9 protein-coding genes are annotated in these 17,974 nt (G+C 43.7%); 1 reads left to right on the plus strand and 8 read right to left on the minus strand.

Features of this window, described 5'->3' with window-relative positions:
• Positions 1–17: 17 nt before the first annotated feature.
• Genes KFO40_RS17415 through KFO40_RS17430 form a run of 4 tightly spaced genes read right to left on the minus strand, consistent with a single transcriptional unit; the run spans position 18 to position 8,704 of the window.
• Positions 18–2,282, minus strand: a complete 2,265-nt coding sequence (locus KFO40_RS17415) for a chondroitinase-B domain-containing protein (RefSeq protein WP_008641353.1) — start codon at positions 2,280–2,282, stop codon at positions 18–20.
• Between the two features lie 3 nt (positions 2,283–2,285).
• The gene (locus KFO40_RS17420) at positions 2,286–3,968 is read right to left on the minus strand and encodes an IPT/TIG domain-containing protein (RefSeq protein WP_008641354.1); all 1,683 of its coding nucleotides are present in this window, start codon (positions 3,966–3,968) and stop codon (positions 2,286–2,288) included.
• Between the two features lie 20 nt (positions 3,969–3,988).
• The gene (locus KFO40_RS17425; protein ID WP_008641355.1) at positions 3,989–5,509 is read right to left on the minus strand and encodes a RagB/SusD family nutrient uptake outer membrane protein; all 1,521 of its coding nucleotides are present in this window, start codon (positions 5,507–5,509) and stop codon (positions 3,989–3,991) included.
• A 12-nt stretch (positions 5,510–5,521) separates the two neighbouring features.
• Complete coding sequence (locus KFO40_RS17430) at positions 5,522–8,704, minus strand: SusC/RagA family TonB-linked outer membrane protein (protein ID WP_008641356.1); 3,183 nt, start codon at positions 8,702–8,704, stop codon at positions 5,522–5,524.
• Positions 8,705–8,945: 241 nt separating this feature from the next.
• On the opposite strand from KFO40_RS17430, the gene KFO40_RS17435 reads away from it, so the two are divergent.
• Positions 8,946–9,665, plus strand: coding sequence for a FadR/GntR family transcriptional regulator (locus KFO40_RS17435; RefSeq protein WP_008641360.1), 720 nt, complete (start codon positions 8,946–8,948; stop codon positions 9,663–9,665).
• A gap of 896 nt (positions 9,666–10,561) precedes the next feature.
• Here the strand turns inward: KFO40_RS17435 and KFO40_RS17440 are convergent.
• The 4 genes from KFO40_RS17440 to KFO40_RS17455 all read right to left on the minus strand — a co-directional run bounded on the left by KFO40_RS17440 (position 10,562) and on the right by KFO40_RS17455 (position 17,953).
• The gene (locus KFO40_RS17440) at positions 10,562–13,066 is read right to left on the minus strand and encodes a glycoside hydrolase family 31 protein (RefSeq protein WP_211146642.1); all 2,505 of its coding nucleotides are present in this window, start codon (positions 13,064–13,066) and stop codon (positions 10,562–10,564) included.
• 76 nt (positions 13,067–13,142) lie between these two features.
• Positions 13,143–14,924, minus strand: coding sequence for a glycoside hydrolase family 66 protein (locus KFO40_RS17445; RefSeq protein WP_211146636.1), 1,782 nt, complete (start codon positions 14,922–14,924; stop codon positions 13,143–13,145).
• Positions 14,925–14,938: 14 nt separating this feature from the next.
• Positions 14,939–16,453: a SusF/SusE family outer membrane protein gene (locus KFO40_RS17450; RefSeq protein ID WP_211146643.1), complete on the minus strand. Its 1,515-nt coding sequence runs from the start codon at positions 16,451–16,453 to the stop codon at positions 14,939–14,941.
• 36 nt (positions 16,454–16,489) lie between these two features.
• Positions 16,490–17,953, minus strand: coding sequence for a RagB/SusD family nutrient uptake outer membrane protein (locus tag KFO40_RS17455; RefSeq protein ID WP_410489906.1), 1,464 nt, complete (start codon positions 17,951–17,953; stop codon positions 16,490–16,492).
• Positions 17,954–17,974 lie beyond the last annotated feature (21 nt).

The following is a 17,974-nucleotide window of genomic DNA, read 5'->3' on the forward strand; positions in this document are numbered from 1 at the left end:
ATCGTATGACAACTGTTCTACTTCTTTTTCAAGCCGATAGAGAGTTTTTCCAGTTCGCTACCCTCAACCGGAGTATAATCGTATGCTTCGGCATTGATATATGCGGGACGGAAATTGTACATCTTTCCCTGTATTGCCTGGGAAGTGGTAGTCATCATTCTACCGGAATTCCACAGATTACAGTTTGCAATGCGTACTTTCTCCCAGGTCGCCTCATCCAGGCGGATAGTTGCCCCGCCGCGTCCGCTATTATCAAAATTGCAGTTCTCTACTGTCAGTACTTGCGGGCCAATCAGGCGCATGACACTTCCACGTTCTTTGTTGCAACAGTCTACAAAGGTACAATGTCTGATAGTAATATAAGGGCCTGCCGTACTTTCATCGCTTCCGCCACGATAAATATTAATAGGTAAACCCAACAGACGGTAGAAGGAACAGTTTTCAATCAACATGTCGTCGGCATTATAGCGACCTATATCATCTTTCTCTGCCGCATAGTTGATAGCATCTCCTGATAAATCGCGGAAAAGACAGTTGCGGATGGTAACGCTTTCGGCAAAAGTAGCTTTTGTTCCTTTAATGGCAAAGAATCCGCCTTCTCCGAAGTTCTGGAATTCGCAGCCGTCTACTATCAGTGTATAAGGTTGTATCATATCAAAGGCAGTAGAAATTCCTGCTTTAGCCAAAGCCTTTCCGGGCTCTAATACGCCATCGAATGTTATATTCTCAATGACCATTTTGCCGCCATCGGCAATAGTTACCATATTATCCGGCTTATCTCCGTTGAAACGGACAAGCGGCTTGTTGGCTGCATCGGCTGCACGGATAGTCAACGGTTTGTCAATGAACATAGCACGTTGGATAGGATATGTGCCTTTCGCCAAAATAATGACGCCACCCGGTTCTGCCGAATGAATGACTTCGGACAAGTTCGTTCCCGGAGACACATTGTATTCCTTATGAACATTCGCTGCTGGGTGTGCCACTTGGTTCTTAAACCAGGAAGCGCCTTTATCCTTACGTATCGCAGCATCGTCGGGCAACTGGGGAGCTTTTACTTTTTCCGTAGTAAATCCCGGAGCCGAGTAGTTCTTTGCCAATTGCACTTTGTTATCTTTGAACTGGATACCCGCTACGTCGTCAACGGCTATATAAGGCTGGTCGAGTCCTTTATTGATGATGATATTATCCGTGAATGAGACTTTTTCCGGTGCAAGAGTACGTTCCATATCCTTGCCTGTACCAAATTCTATATTCGTGCAATCTACGAATGTGTTACGGTACATCTTGACATCAACAACTTGACAATATCTATTAGGTAACGAATTGGGTACGGCATCCATAACTCCCAAAGCTGAGAAGAAACGGGTACCTGCCAAGCCGACCAATACATTATCGTAAATCTGATGTCCGGCATTGACGACACGGATACCGCCGGTATTGCGACGTCCGTTACCGATAAACAAATTATCATTCACAGTATTACGGTCACCATGACGCAGTGCTACCACTCCTTCACATTCCAACAGCGTATTGTTGCGGATGATGTTATCACTGGATTTAATAGAAATTACTTCCACTTCACCGGAGCAACGTTCGAACAAGTTATTCTCAATCACCGTATTTGAAGAACTGTAAGCTTGCTGGGAAGTTCCTACACGCATTGTTTCGGCACCGTTCGAGCCATACACGGGTCTTTCTCCAAAGTAGTTATGGTCAATCCGGTGATGATTTTCCAGACAACGTTCGTCGTTGAGGATGACAATCAATGTCACCCCCAAGTTAAGTTTTCCTGTCAACGAACAATGGTCTACTCTGTTGTGACGACCATAAAGCAATATATAGCTGTAAGCCTGGTCCCGGCGAGACGGATTGAATTTGTCTATCACACAATTCGTCAGACGACAGTGATTAGCCAGTTCTTGTCCGTTACGGAATTCTATTACGGAACCTTTGGGAGCGTATCCGTCAGTGAAATGCAATCCGCTGACAGATAGCCACTCGCCCGCTATCCGCAAGGTGGAACCACCTTCTACCTTTACCTTTCCGGGGTTCAGGGCTTCTATGGTAATAGGAGATTTCTCCGTTCCTTTGCCTATCCATTTCAACTGCATGTCCTTGTATTGACCGTCCTTGATGTAAATCCGGTCACCCGGTTGTGCAGTCTTCAAGCAGGAAGCTACTTCGGGGAGCGTTACGTCGTATCTTTTTGCAAAAGAGACTGACGGTAGCCCGATAAGCAGGAGAGCTATAATTGCCTTATGTATATTTCGTATCATCATTAATTATTGAACTTTTGAGTAATCGTAATCTTGTTTCTGCCAGTACATATCAAAGGTAATAGAACTTGCGGAAGGGTCTTTTTCCGTACCTTCTTTCATCTTGAAATCAGCACTCTTGATATACATCAGCCCTATGCGCTTCACATCCCTAACCGGATTCTTATCAGCTGCTTTATTGTCATATCCTTTCACATTGTAATAGAATACCAGGAACACAGCATCAATTGTCACATTAGTTTTCTCCACACCTGCTTCAAATTTATCTTTTGCCCAAGCATCAGTAGTAGGTGCAGCACTCACTGACGGCTTAATGCCGGCGCATGTTTTCTTTTCCACATCAAGCGGGAAAGTTATTTCATCAATCTTTTTGATATTGCCAGCTTTCACATTATTGACCAGCTCCGCACAATCCGGGTTAGTCTCCGGATCCAAATATGCAAATGATAATGCAGGGGTGCCATAATAGCTGCTCCCCCCCGTAATGGAAGCCTTACCGGAAGTTTTAAAATTCTTCAACTGCCCGTTAGAGTTCGCCGGACTATTGATAGCTAAATTGAATTTAGAAGATGAGCCGGAAATGAAAAAATAAGGATTTACAGAATTATAGTCTGTTTCGGACACAACCGGAATATTCGCTGTCTTACAAGTATTCTTTCCTGCAGCAGCAATAATATCCACTTCCTGGCTCCATACATCATTAGAATAAACCCGTCCTGTTTCCGGTGAGAAGAATGCAGAAGTCTCTCCAGCCTGTGCATGAATAGTCCTGTTCTCCCAATAATATACAAAAGCCACCCTTACAATAAATTCATCCGTTAATGTCGGTGTCTCACGACCGTCAAAATAAGAAATCTTTAACGGTACCATATTATCACCGTTCTTAAAGCTATCAGATGTAGGTACAACAAACTTTAATTCAGTTTCAGTCTGCAACGTAATAGTACACTCAATATCACCTAACAGCACTTTATCAATCTTATTTAGATATGCTCCCTCCAGCACTACCATATCTCCCACGTTGGCTGGTTCAAATACAGTAGTTGTAACCTCAGGCTGATAACGTTTCACCGTTAACTTGGGTGCGGACGAACTTGACGTCTCCACTTCTTTTGTTCCATCAAAATATTTAAATGTTACAATAGCCTTGTCACTTTCCACATAAGGAACCTTTACTACTATCTCATTCTCACTTTGTGAGATGATCTCTGCCTCATTTCCTTCTGTCCCGCCTTCGGCAGTGAAAAGAACAGCACTCACCACATTCATGGAACTACCGGAGAGCAACAAATTATTGCCCATTTCAACTTCCGAGGGCATTCCGGCCTGTGAAACGACAGGAGCCGGATATTCAAGGGTAAAATCTCCTTCGGACACACCCTCACCTATCGAATTTACCAATACAATTTTACCACTGCGTGCCTGATTTGTCACTTTCAAAGACAAACGCCGGTTGGACACTTTCTGTAGGATAACGGCTTTTCCACCACCGATAGTAGCACTTACCACATCATCCAAATATTCTCCGGTAACAACAATCTCACTACCTATGCTTCCACTCTCGGGCGAGAAAGAAAGGATTTCCGGTGAACTAACCGCCACATCCTTCATCGACGTAGAATCACAACCACACAAAAAGAATAAACAAACAAACAATGATGCCAGACTCCATTCTCTATATTGTTTCATATTCGTAAGCATTTAAAAGATTAATAACCCGTATTCTGTGCTATCTCTGGATTAATGTCAATCACACTCACCGGAATAGGCAGAAATGTTTGCCAATCTTCTATATCATTCACCGTATAAGAATATTCCGTATAAAGAAGCTCGCTGTTCAAGTAGTTGTTTACTGTCTGAGTAGCGATCCCCCAACGAAGAAGATCAAACCAACGCTGGTTCTCAAAAGCCAGTTCAAGCCTGCGCTCATTACGTACAGCCTTTCTAAAATCATAAAGACTTGGCAGGTCGGTCAGTGTATATGTAGAAACACCGGCACGTTCACAAACCATATTCAAATACTTCAGATTGTCTGCAGAAGGCCCCGAGATTTCATTTGTCAATTCAGCATAAAGCAAAGCAATATCAGCCACACGAATCACAGGCCAGTCACTCTCGCCATCATACTGTGTAGTTACAGGATTTACATACTTCTTACAGTAACGGCAATTACCTTCCGTCACCCACGTCTGAGTAGTTGTATTGAAATATTTCTGGGCGATATTCACATCCAGACGTTTATCAGCCCCCGCACCTCTTTGCTCGTAAGCTGCAATAATATTGTCAGTAGGAGTATTATAACCGGAAGAAGTACCGATAATCACATTTGCACCATTATTGACCGGAGCAAACATATTGCCGAACGGCGAACCGATACCGGCATTTCCCGAAAGGTAACGAACCGCAAAGATTATCTCCTTATTCATCTCATTGCCAATATCAAAAACCTTATCATAAGCCACAAGATCACTACCCGATTGCGGATTTCCCACAGATTCACTTTCGAGTACTTCCTTACACAGTCGGGCGGCACGGGCATATTTCTCGTCACCCGCCTGGTAGTGCGTAGCATATACTTTGGCAAGCAACGCTTTTGCCGAATTCAGGTCAGCACGTCCCAAGTCACCGTCCGCCATCTTGCCGGGCAACAGTTCATTATTGACAATATTCTCCAAGTCTCCCTCAATAAGCGCATATACTTCATCCACCGTAGAGCGTTGCATATCACGGGCCACTTCAGAAGGAACCTTGGAAGTAACAATAAATACCGGCCCCCATAAACGGACCAGATTGAAATACTCCAATGAACGAAGAAAAAGTACTTCTCCCTCATATTGGTTCCGCAATGTCTCGTCCGTCACTACATCAAGGTAAGAAATAACATTGTTTACCCGTGCAATTGTGGCATAACAGGCATTCCAATACGTTTTCACCCATTCGTTTTCCGGTACGATAGTACCCTGGTCGAGCTGTTCCACCAGTCGTGTAGTATTCGAAGAAGAACCTGCAGCATACATACGTCCGTTATCCGAGCGCAATTCTGTCATGGCCCACTCGTAATACATCACATCATGCAGGGAATTATAACAACCCAGCACCAGATTATTTACCGACGAAGCATCCTTCACATACTTATCCGCCGCCACTTCCGAATAAGGATATTGATCCAAATCACAAGCGGAAAATACCATGACGATTAACAATAATCCTATATAATTTATTTTTTTCATCGTTTTCCTCCATTAAAAATTAATATCAAAACCGGCAGAAATGGTAGAAGTCAACGGGAACCCACCACGCTGATACCCCGAAATCATTGCACTGGAATAATTACCGGATGTCATACGCGACTCCGGATTAATGCCTTTGTAGCCACTTCCCCAAATATAGAGCAAGTTACTGCCCGACACATAAAAACGTACACCTGATAACTTAATCTTACGGGCAGCAGTTGCCGGCAAGGTATATCCCACTGTAAAGTTACGCAGACAAGCATAAGAAGCATTTTGCAAAGGATAATCAGTAAGCATGAGGTCATGTCCCGTTTTCACATTCTGATAAGGCGTTTTTCCGTCACCCGGATGTTCTGCGCTTACCCAACGGTTCTTTGTGTACTTCTTGTTCCACTTCTTTGTTTCATTATAATATACATCACCATTAAGCACTGTGATGCCCTGTACACCCTGAATAAGGAATGAGATGTCGAAATCTTTAATTTGGAAAGTATTGGTGATGCCCCATGTGAAATCCGGGTAAGGAGTGCCCAACGCAACCCGGTCTTCAGGAGTCAAAGAGCCGTCATTATTGGTATCGACAATGCGTATTCCCCCCGGTGCATCGTCTGAAAAATGAGGATTAGCTGCAATCTCTTCCGCACTATTCCATACACCACACGTCTTGTATCCATAGAATTGAATCAACGGCTCACCCACTTTAGCAAGATAACCCTCATTTCTTTCACCTAAAGAAATCATTTGTTGTTCACCGCCTAACTCCAATAATTTATTACGCGAAAGTGAGAAATTTATATTAGTATCCCATGAAAACTTACGGCTTTTCATATTATGCGTATCAAGCTGGATTTCCAAACCTGAGTTACGGACTTTTCCTATATTATTCCAATAGTGTGTGTAACCGGTAAACGATTGCGTCGGTTGTTCGAACAATAACGCACGTGTCACTGAATAGTAAGCATCTATCGCCAGATTGATACAGTTGTTGAAAAGTCCCAAATCCAGACCATAGTTAAACTCATCAGTCTGCTCCCATGTAATATTAGAATTAGCCAGCGAAGAAGAGATATTCGCAGAACCATTAACCAATGAACCCGTACCTTTGCCGGTCACGTAATTCGCACTGTTCAATACCTCGAGGGCTGCATTATAACTGATACGGTTATTTCCTGTCACACCATACGATGCACGAAGTTTCAAGTTAGAAATAGCCTTGATACCCTTCATGAATTTCTCTTCACTCACGCGCCAACCCAGTGATACGGAAGGGAACCAGGCATTACGGTTTCCTTTGGAAAAGAGCGATGAACGGTCCAGACGTAGAGAGGTAGACAACAAATAGCGCCCCAGATAACTATAATTGACACGTCCCAGATAAGATTCCAATACAACATCCGGATATCTGAAAGTTCCCGTACCCGCTGTATTTCCATTACCCTCACTAGCCAACTCGTAAACAGTGGCAGCATTCAAAGTATGGATGTCATCCGTAGCAAATCCCGTCGCAGCCATAGCCACCCGCTGATTCCGTGTCTTTTCTACAGTATATCCCAATAAAGCGTCAAGACTATGGTCTTTATTCTTTCCAAAGTCCAAATGGTAACTCAAGGTATTCTCACTCAACAAATCAATATAAAGTGCACTGGAATAAGTAGCACGGCTTGCTTCCTTGTCTTTCGTAGCGTCCTTATTTGCATAATAATAAGAAGGGGCAAAACGAACATTCAAGCCGTTGGATGTCTTAAACTGTAATCCTTTACAAAGATCAAGCGTGAGATACATGCTGGCCAATCCTTGCATAGTCTCGCTCCAACGGAAAGTATTAGTCATTACGCTCGCCGGATTATTATTGGCAGAGCTAAATGGAGACGATTTTTCCAATACCCGGTTACCGTCGGCATCCAACAACGGATTTCCATCGGCATCCACGGCAGTCGGTGTCATAATATTGTTAAAATGGCTACCTCTTGCAAATCCGGTATATCCGGTCAGGTCTGTGCTATATGCATTGTGATAAACCGGTAAAAAAGAGGGAGTACGATAGAAATCAATAAAGTTATTTTTCGGACGTTCCGTCTTGCTATATGTACCGGATATATTAACACCCACCGTAGCTATCTTTGAGAGTTTGGTATCCACTTTAGTACGGAAATTCAGTTTGTCCAGTGAATTGTTGAGCATCACCCCCTGGTCTTTAGTATAGGCCGCTGAAATAAAATATTTCGTCTCTTTGCGTCCGCCCGAAACACTCATCTGCACATTCGTGATACCTGCCATATCACGCAAGCCCTCTTTCTGCCAGTCGGTAGTCCCCATCTGGCTTTCCAAATAAGCAGCCCCGCGAGCAGCACTCGGTACTTTCGGACCACCTAAGGCAGCTTCTTCTTCCAATAAGCCCAACCATTCGGAAGAAGTCATCATATCATGCAACTGATAAGCGTATTTAAATCCCTGATAGAACTTAAAAGAATATTTCGGTTTGTCCGGCGTACCGCTCTTTGTCGTCACCATAATCACTCCATTGGCAGCACGTGAACCATAAATAGCAGCCGAAGCCGCATCTTTCAAAATTTCAATAGACTTCACATCCGCAGCATTGATAGACGACAAACCACCGGATACGGGAAATCCATCTATGATAACCAACGGTTCACTATCTGCGGAAATGGAACCCGTACCGCGTACCCGGATAGAAGGAGTCACACCCACTTCTGATGTCTCATTAGAAACCGTCAATCCAGTCATAGCACCTTGCAAGGCAGTAGTGACATCACTCACCGGAGCATTAATCAGCTTCTCACCTTCCAACTTTGAAATCGAACCTGTCAAATGAGATTTCGCCTGTGTACCGTAACCGATTACCACAACATCATCCAACATCTTCGAATCTTCTTCCAACGTCACATTCACAACTGTACGTTTGCCAACCGCTTCCGCCTTATCAACGTAACCGATATACGAATAAACCAAAATTGTCTTGGAATTAGGAACCTTAATGGAGTATTTACCTTCAGCGTCCGTCACAGTACCGGTAGGAACGGCAGCGTCTTTCACTGTCACCGAAGCTCCAATTAACGGACCCTGTTCATCTATCACCTTACCAGTAACTACATGCTGGGAGTAAACGTTCAATGTCCCTACCAACAACAGGAACATCATCACGACTTTTTTAAAAATACAGGAGTTGTTCATAGATTAGTGTTTTAATTTCTGTGACAAACGTAACGATTAAAATTGGTAAACCAAAATTTTGGTCTACCAATTAATATTTATTAATAATTAGATATAAGCCGCTTATAAATAACACGTTACGCGTACCTCTATATAAAAGGACAGGAGAATATTTTTACTAGAAAGCTTTACTTTGAAAGATAATATTTGTACTTTTACAGCCGAAACGGAAAAGGTCATCTTTTTAAAATATTTATATCTTATGAAAGACGAAATCAATTCGCAACCAGTTAAGCATGTAATAGAACACATAAAAAAACAAATATCAGAACGTCAGATTTTACCGGGAGAGCGTCTCCCTTCTGAGCGTAAATTATCCGAACTTTTGAAAGTCAGTCGGTCACATGTTCGCGAGGCATTGCAGAAACTGGAATTATACGGTATTGTAAAAACATATCCTCAGAGTGGAACAGTGGTATCCGAATTCTCCAAAGACCAGTTGGATACTATGATTACCGATGCATTGAAAATCAGCAGATATGATTTCTCAAGCTTGGTTTATGTACGTGTACTTCTGGAAATAGAGGTCTGCAAATTATGCGCAGTAAACCGCACAGAAGAGGATTTGAAGAATATCGAAAACACGCTTGTCGAACTGGAAGAAAAGTTTGATACAGACCTTCGTGTCGAAAAAGATTTTGCCTTTCACCAGGCCATTGCGCAAGGCGGACATAATCCGGTTATCAGTTCACTCCTGCTTATTATTACTCCCGATATTTTAAAATATTATCAAAAATACAAAGTTTGTGCTGTTCCTCAAAAAACGGTTCATGCAGAACATAGGGAAATGTTACAGAAGATAAAAGATAGGGACAAAGAAGGAATGAAAGAACTGGTGCTCCGCCACTTGGCCAATCTGATTGATTTTGCTAAAATGTCCGCGAAAGGCGATATCCCGGAATTCGAATACGGACATATCTAAGATACGTAAAAGAATAGATTTAATTAGCTGTATGCGAGAAACTATCCAGTCTCTTGTATACAGCTAATCCTATTTAATAAGCAATGTTCTATTTTTAATATTATACAAGGAAATGGCCAATTAGAAAATAACGAACCGGAAAATAAACTGCATAAATAAACGCATGAGCATACAAAAGGATGCCTAATATTGCATAAAAGCAAACAGGATATGCATCTTTCTCTATTCAGAAACCGCTCATTGCTTTAAAACCAACGAAGTGTTCCTCGGTGTGCATCGACTTGTTCCTCACCGAGGAAGCTATCGTTCCCCGGTGAAGAAGATAAAAATGGACTATTAAGAAACATTTTTATCTCTAGTTTACCATAATATATCGGAAAGGAAAAAATAATAAAATGATTAGTTATTCGGGCATCTGCTCTCCAAATAACAAAAATAATCAAAAATCTATCGCAGCTTGATTGGCATATTTTCGAAACAGCCGAAATAGAGAATCGCGTAATTACAAATGCAGGACATTTTCCTGCTTTTCTTTACCAAACTGCAATTCACGTCCTTCTTCCAATGATTAAATATTCCTTTTTTAAGAATCATCGTTTTTTAAGAGGCTACTGATTCCTTCAGAAGGCTCTTTCAACTTTTATCCTTCAATAGCTCTTTTGTCTTATCCGCCAAAAACAGGGGGATATTAATCAAATTACCATCTTGTTTCAAATTCAGCATTGAATAGCGAATCAGGTAAGCGGGTTGGAAAAGCTTCTCATAATGAATCACACTTTTGATATCAGAAATGTGATAACTTACACATTTCTGATATGAGTTTCGTGCGAATCTACACATTATCCATATAAAACGAAAGAAAAACTCTGAATATTAGCTTGCCAACAGCTCCCTGTTTATTTAAAAGTAATCATCAACTGTTCATCAACACCTTTATCAGGTATTCTCACACTACAGACACCTGTTTCCTTATCCCAACTCCACGCTACAGTTTCAGTGTTATTCTCCAGATTTTCTTCCAAACGTTCCGGTTTAGTTTGCTTTATCTTCTTTCCTTTGACAGTTATCTCTTTCGGAGCTTTCGCAGAATAAATACGGAACAACAGATTTCTCGGACCGGGAACAGTGTATCCTTTTCCTTCACGGGCAGAGACGGTCAGTTCATATCCATTTGCCAGAGTGCTGCAAATAATCGGTGTTTTGACAAATTCATCACGCTGATATCCTAAGTCTTCTCCTTCATCTTCGTAAAGAGTAAAGGCTGCTTGTGCACCTTCCTGGGCGGGAAAGATTTCAAAAGTAAGTGGATATACCGGTTTCTCATGGGTGTAGTTCATCACCGGCATGGTAGGGATGATGGAACCTTGCTTCACAAACATGGGAACAGAGGACAAGGGAGCATCAACGGTAGTCCATTGCTCTCCGGTGTAGACCGTCTGCTTGTTGTTGTAGTCTATCCATGTGCCTTCGGGAAGATACACGTTCTTTGTGCGAGCACCTTTCTTCACCACAGGAGCTACCAACAATTCACGACCGAACAGGAATTGGGCATCCGTGGAGAAAGTTTCCATATCCATTGGATATTCCAGAAACAGAGGCCGCATGATAGGCAATCCTGTATCATACGCTTCGCGGGCGTAAGTATAGATATACGGTAACAAACGATATTTCAGTTCGATAGCCGCTTTCGCGTTCTTTTCCGCTTCCGGCCCGAAAAGCCACGGTTCCACCGGGTTATCTCCCTCATGGTGGATACGGCTCAAAGGATTAAATGCTCCGAATTGAATCCAACGGGTATAGAGTTCGGCCATAGCCGGATAATCCTCAATATCCCCACAGTAACCGGTAATATCACAGGAAGAAAATGGGATTAATCCCAAACCTGCGGAAAGCATTACAGGAATCTGATTGGCTAATTGTCCCCAACCTTGCAATACGTCGTCTCCGTTTCCGCTATCACCCGTCCAGCCGAACGTATAACGTTGCAATCCGGCATAAGCAGCACGAGTCATTTGAAAAACACGACGGTCCGGATTCCTCTTTTCAAATTGCTCCTTCACCACTTTGTCCCAGGTCAGGCCATAGACGTTATGGATTTCATCGTGCATACCCAAATGGTGCTTCATCACCAGGCGTTCCGTCTGCTCTTCGTTACTCCAGGCAGGTTCGCCCATATCTGTCCAGAAGCCGGAGATACCATCATCAATAGGTTTCTGCTGATAAGCCCCCCACCAGTCGGCTACGGCAGGCAGGGTGAAGTCCACCACTCCGCAGTTCCCACCCCACGGCCAGGGCATATCGTAGCTTTTGCCGTTCGTATTGTCCTTTACAAAATAGCCTAAGCGGTCAGCTTCTTCCCATTGTTTTTTATTGGCTTGTGCAATTACCGGGTCTTGAGATACGACTACCTTAAAACCCATCTCCTTCAAATCCGAAAGCATCTTTTTGGGGTTTTCATAGTTTCCTTTGCGCCATTCGAAATCCTGCAAGTATTCTGTCCAGCCGATATCCTGATAGATAATATCACAAGGGATTCCCCGTTTCCGGTAGCCTTCGGCTATTTCACGGCTTAACTTTTCACTTGTCAACAGACCGCGGCATTGGGCAAAACCCAACGCCCATTTCGGCGGCATGATAGGTTTTCCGGTCAGTCCGACATATTGGCTGATGATTTCTTTATAGTCTTTACCGAAGATAAAGTAATATACCATTTCCCCGTTCGGCGCTTCAAAACTGTAATAATCACGGCTTTCCGTTCCGAATTTGAATTCTGTCTTATAGGTGTTATCAAGAAAAATACCATACCGATAATTGCTCATAAAGAAAGGAATACTCTTGTAAAGAGGATCTTCTACCACACTATAACAAGGTTTGTCACTATTCCACATCTTATAAGACTCGCCACGACGATCCATCTTTCCCGCTTTCTCACCAAGTCCGAAGAAGTGCTCGTCACGACGAAGCACTTTATATTCCACCTTCTTCGTTCCTTCACTGACATGGCCTTTATCGGCATAATCGCTAAACAAGAGTTTCTGATATTTATCGAATATCTGAAGACTCATCGGAGATTTATTCACCCGGATACGCAACTTCGGAGTAAATATCTCATAACAGGCCGTTTGTTCATCCACATGAATAGTTCCTACCTCTTCCAGCTCTTCATTAATCACTGCAAACGAAGCATTTCTTCGCTGCAATTGCCCGTCGGGTGAGAACCAGATTTTCACGACGGAAGAGCTACAAAGTTGCAATTGCAACGCGGCACTGTCCGTCAGGTGAAAAGTCACCTGACGTCCCTGCTGTGTAAAAGAGGAGCATGTACGTGTCGTTTTTTCCGCCCAAACCCATGTTGGAAACACCAAGCACAACACCCACACCCATAATCTATATCTAATCATCATACCTATCATTTTAAGTCATTCTGCTACAGCCGCTTTATTGGACTATACTCATTTTATTCAGCTGCAATCTCTTTTATTCAGCCACAATCATTGTCCAATATTTCAAGGAAGGCAATGTAAAAGAGACAATTCCGTTCTCCTGTGTAAAGGCCAATTCCTGCAAGGCTCCTCCGTGTGCATCCGGCGACGCTACCCATAACTTATTCACCTTTGCCGACAGATTCATTTGCAAAGCCGCTTTTGTAATCAAAGCCGGTTCCGGCATCGTACCGTCCACATCTCTCCAACTAAGGCTGTTCGCTTGCGAGAAATTAAGAAGATGTATCACTTGCTTGCCACCTACCTGCTTGGCATAAGTAGTAACTGATCCCTGTTGAGGAGGCCAACTATTCAATCTCATTTCGCCATTGGTACAATTCATGGAAACACTATTCTCCGTACCACCGTCACGAAGCAGATTTTGATAAGAAGTCAGGAAATCATAATAACGAACCATCGCTGTTTTCAATTCTTCGCTCATTGTCAGGTTCTCATTCGGAAAGTACTCTTTGCACAACATGTGATCGCCTCCCAACTCAAGGTGCGAACCACCCAAAGCAAACATGACAGCATCCGTCAGCAGAATACCCGGCGTATTAAATTCTCCCCGGTTATCCGCTTTATTATAATTCATATAAGCTGCAAAAACCGTATTCAACTGATAATTGCCATAGACTCCATTTTCATAAAGAATGGCTTTCAGATTGGTAAAATCAGCCTCATCCGCCCACACCTCATTATAGAAGAAATCAACTTTACCAGTCTCCCCAATCTGACGGGCACCGTAACGGCTGACCGCATTCATCACCAAACTCTTGTCCGGATGAGCCTGCTTCGTCGCTTCAATAAAAGAAGCATATCCCTCACGCAGATTGACCGGAATACCGTTGTAATTGTAAAGCGTGCTGCGTCGTCCCAACTGGTCTATCTGATAGCCGTCGAAGGCAAAGTTCGCATATACATCATCATTCCTTTCGTTCAAATATTTCTGCCATTCCTTATTAGAAGGATCTACCAGATAGATATTACTTTTCCATCCGCCCGGCAGATCATGACTGTCTTTAGTAGTGTGAGAAGCATCCTTAAACAAATACCATTCCTCCTTCACCCCGTCCGTAGCAGCATCCTTCAACGCTCCGAAACAAAGATTGTAAAACATAGACTTCATGCCGAAACGATGCTGCGCTTCAATGTAATTCTTCACAGAACTTGTATAAACCTCCCGGTTAGCGATGTCCATATATACTTCGTCCAACTGCGTGCGTGTACCGCCCAACGGCCAGTGATGTTTATTATGCCAGTCCTGAAACTGTACCCAATTGATGTGATGACGATTCAGATACGCCATCTCTTCCTGTGTCTTTTCAGCCGTCTTCTCCCGACTGAAATCAGCAACAAAACCATAACGCGGAAAACGTGCCGGATCACTGGATACATCTACCGCAATCGTACCGACAATCACATCCGTACCATTCTCCTGACGGTACAGTTCCGCCATATATCCTTTGAAATCAGTAGTAGGCGGTTGCCATGTCCAACTGGTACCATTTACCACCGACTCTTCTCCGACAACCTCCCCTAAAAGACGATAACGAACTTTAGTTCCGGCAGGCAACGCATCTTCTGCTGTAAATACCACTTTCTCCCCCGGTTTATAGAAAGCCTTATCCGTAGACAGGTCCACACTTAAATCCGATGTTACCGGAGTCACTTCGGTGACACTGCCCGAAGCTCCTCCATTCTCCTGGTTCGACCCATGATCGTCACTGCAAGCCATACACAGGAAAGCAGCCACCAAATATATTATTTTCTTCATCTTGAATTCTTGTTTTATTGTTTCACAATCGAAATCGTCTCTTTCAACTGGTCAATCGTAATCCGATAAGAACCGGCTTCCTGAATATTCCACTTGTTATCCAAACTACCCAAATCTGCATCCGGATACATACTGCTCAACTCCGCATCCGACTTGGTAACGAACAATGCCGTCTCTACTTCCCCCGTCGGAGCCTTGTTGCTCTTATCCGCCATAAACCAATCCCCGTTCCAGTCTGACTGTTTATCGCAGGATATCTTCATCTCACCTGTTTTCAGTGTGCCGCTCCAGGTAAAGATGTAAGGACTGTCGGCACTCTTCGTCATCGGAGTAGCATTGCCTAAATCCCATCCGTTTGGAGTTGCCTCACCCACCAGATACAGCCCTTCGTAAGGAGTGAACGGACGCATCAGCATCTTTTCTTTTCCTTTGCCTGTATAGAACCATACTTTATAAGGTTTGCCACATTCGGCTTCCTTCATCTGCCATTTATTATCGTCACCTCCAAGCACTACGGATGTCGAAGTGTACGGAGCATTAGCCATGGTAGGATGGAAGAAAGCATCCGCCTGACCGAAGTCTGCCACGGAAGCGAATTTAAATTCTCCGTCTGCCTTCCAGGGAATCACGGCTCCATAATGGAACAGATCCATTTGGGCAGCATCTTTAGACAGTGCTTCAAATCCCCAGCCACCGTTGCCAGTAAACGAACCGACAATGAAAAATTCCTCATATCTCCAGCCAATATCTTCTGTTTCGGTAAGTGTTAACGTCAAGTCGAGCAGGTTTGCTTTTACGATATAAGTTGCTTCTTTATCGATTGTAAACGGCTCGTCCGGTTGGTCACCCGATGTACGATAAATTAGTTTGAGTTCTTCTCCGGCAGTAGCGTCACGGTTGTACGACGGCAGGAATTCTCCTAAGGTCGTTATAAACTTGAGCGATCCGACGTTCAGTTTTCCTGTCCATGTAAACTGTCCATTATCCGTACGCTCCATTGCCGTTGCGTCATCGGCGCTCCATCCATTCGGGGCAGCATCGCCAATCAGGTAAAGCGTGGTAGTAACCGGCTGGTAGGTAGTCACTGTAAAGGCAGTCGTCGCAATCTGCTTCTGATCTTCCATTCCGGCAACGACGGCTGTGATACGTGCTTCCAACTCCGCTTTCACGGCATAACCGATACCGAACTGCGTATTTAGGAATTGGTTGAATTCTTCCACTTTCTTAGTCCATTGATACGTTCCCGTACCCAAATCTACCGAATAAGGATTCGCAAAGTCCGTTCCGGCTTTCGCCAGTTCCAGCGTATAAGAGATACGGTTACCGCTTCCATAATTCGTTCCGGTAGTCCATGAAAGCGCCAGCGCCTCCTGACTATGGTTCTTTTCGTTCAACACCAACTCCTGCTGATTCACCGAAAGGGTGAGGGTATCATGTCCTTTATCTGTCTCCATATAATCCTCGGCACAAGCAACCATCGTTCCACCGATGAAAAGAGAGCATAACAACTGATATATATATTTCTTCATCATATTATTTGTCTAAATGAATGATTATAAAACGGATTAATAACCGGGATTTTGAGTCATCAAGTGATTGGAGTCCATCTCCGTCTGCGGAATAGGCAACAGGAGACGTTCTTTGGTCACATTATTCTTACCGATGGATTTCAGGAATGTCAATGCATAATTTCCATTATCCACACGGATCATATCAAACCAGCGATGTCCCTCAAAAGCAAGTTCCATCCGACGTTCGTGAATAATCTTTTCTCTCATTTCGGTCTGCGTCAGAGTGGTCGGCAACCCTGTCAGTCCGGCACGCTTACGAACGATATTCAATGGTTCGGCAGCCTGATCCGGATGTCCCTGCTCATTCAAGGCTTCCGCTTTCTTCAGTAAGACATCCGCATAACGGTATACTACAAAATTGTTGGGGTTGGTATTATACTCCGGAGAGACAGTTTTCGACACAAGGAACTTACGTACGTTATAACCCGTATTCGACCAGGAACGTTTGTATTCCATACCGTCAAAAGCAGGACAGCCCTGATACAACACAGTGATGTCTTTCCGTAAATCACCGTCCTCGTATTGCTTGACAAACTCTTCCGTAGGCAGATTCCATCCATAAGCACCGGCTACCATACCCGAATTACGAGGCCCCATGAAGGTAGACAGCCAGGATGCTTGATTATCGCCGCCCCAGAAGTCATATTCCGTACTACCGGAGTATTGCACTTCGAAGAGAGATTCCGCACCATTATTGATCGTCGCATTAAAGTTATCAGCATAATTGCATTGAGTCAGATCATATCCCATTGCAGCAATGTTATTGCACAAGGTCACTACTTCATTATAATAGTCGCGATGGTTGGGAGCCAGTGTCAGGTAAATATCCGCCAGCATCGCCATTGCAGCCTCTTTGCAGGCACGTCCCCTGTCAGCATCTCCATAACTGCTTTTCGGAGGAAGCATATTCACTGCATTTTTGCAGTCGGAAAGAATTTGAGCATATACCTCATCTACCGTATTACGGGCAATATCCGCAGATTCTCCCGGTTCAAACGGCTCCAAGCGCAAAGGCACCCCTCCGTACAAACGAACCAGAATATAATAATAATGTGCACGCAGGAAATAAGCTTCACCCATGCAACGGGTCTTTATCTCATTGGAGACAGATGCTGAAGGCAAATTGGAAAGCACGATGTTGCAACGTCCGATCCCTACCCACGGAGAACGCCATACATACAAGGCAAAGCCGTTATCGCTTTGGGCAATGAAATTGGAAGCCTGAACAGTTTCCAAACCGTCAGTACCTCCTCCGGCTCCTACTTCACTGTTGCCTGCGATGATGTCGAGGCTCCAAATACGTTGGTTGTACATATTCGACGATTGCAAGGTCTTATAGCAGGCAGTAGTCAGTGCCACAGCAATCTTGTTCGTCACTTCCGACTCGGGATCGACGCCATATTTAGGATATTTATCCAAGAAATCGTTGCACGATGTCAATGCCAGCACGGCAGACATAAATACCAAAGTTATTATCTT

The organism is Bacteroides sp. 1001302B_160321_D4, assembly GCF_015667765.1.
GTDB lineage: Bacteria > Bacteroidota > Bacteroidia > Bacteroidales > Bacteroidaceae > Bacteroides > Bacteroides xylanisolvens.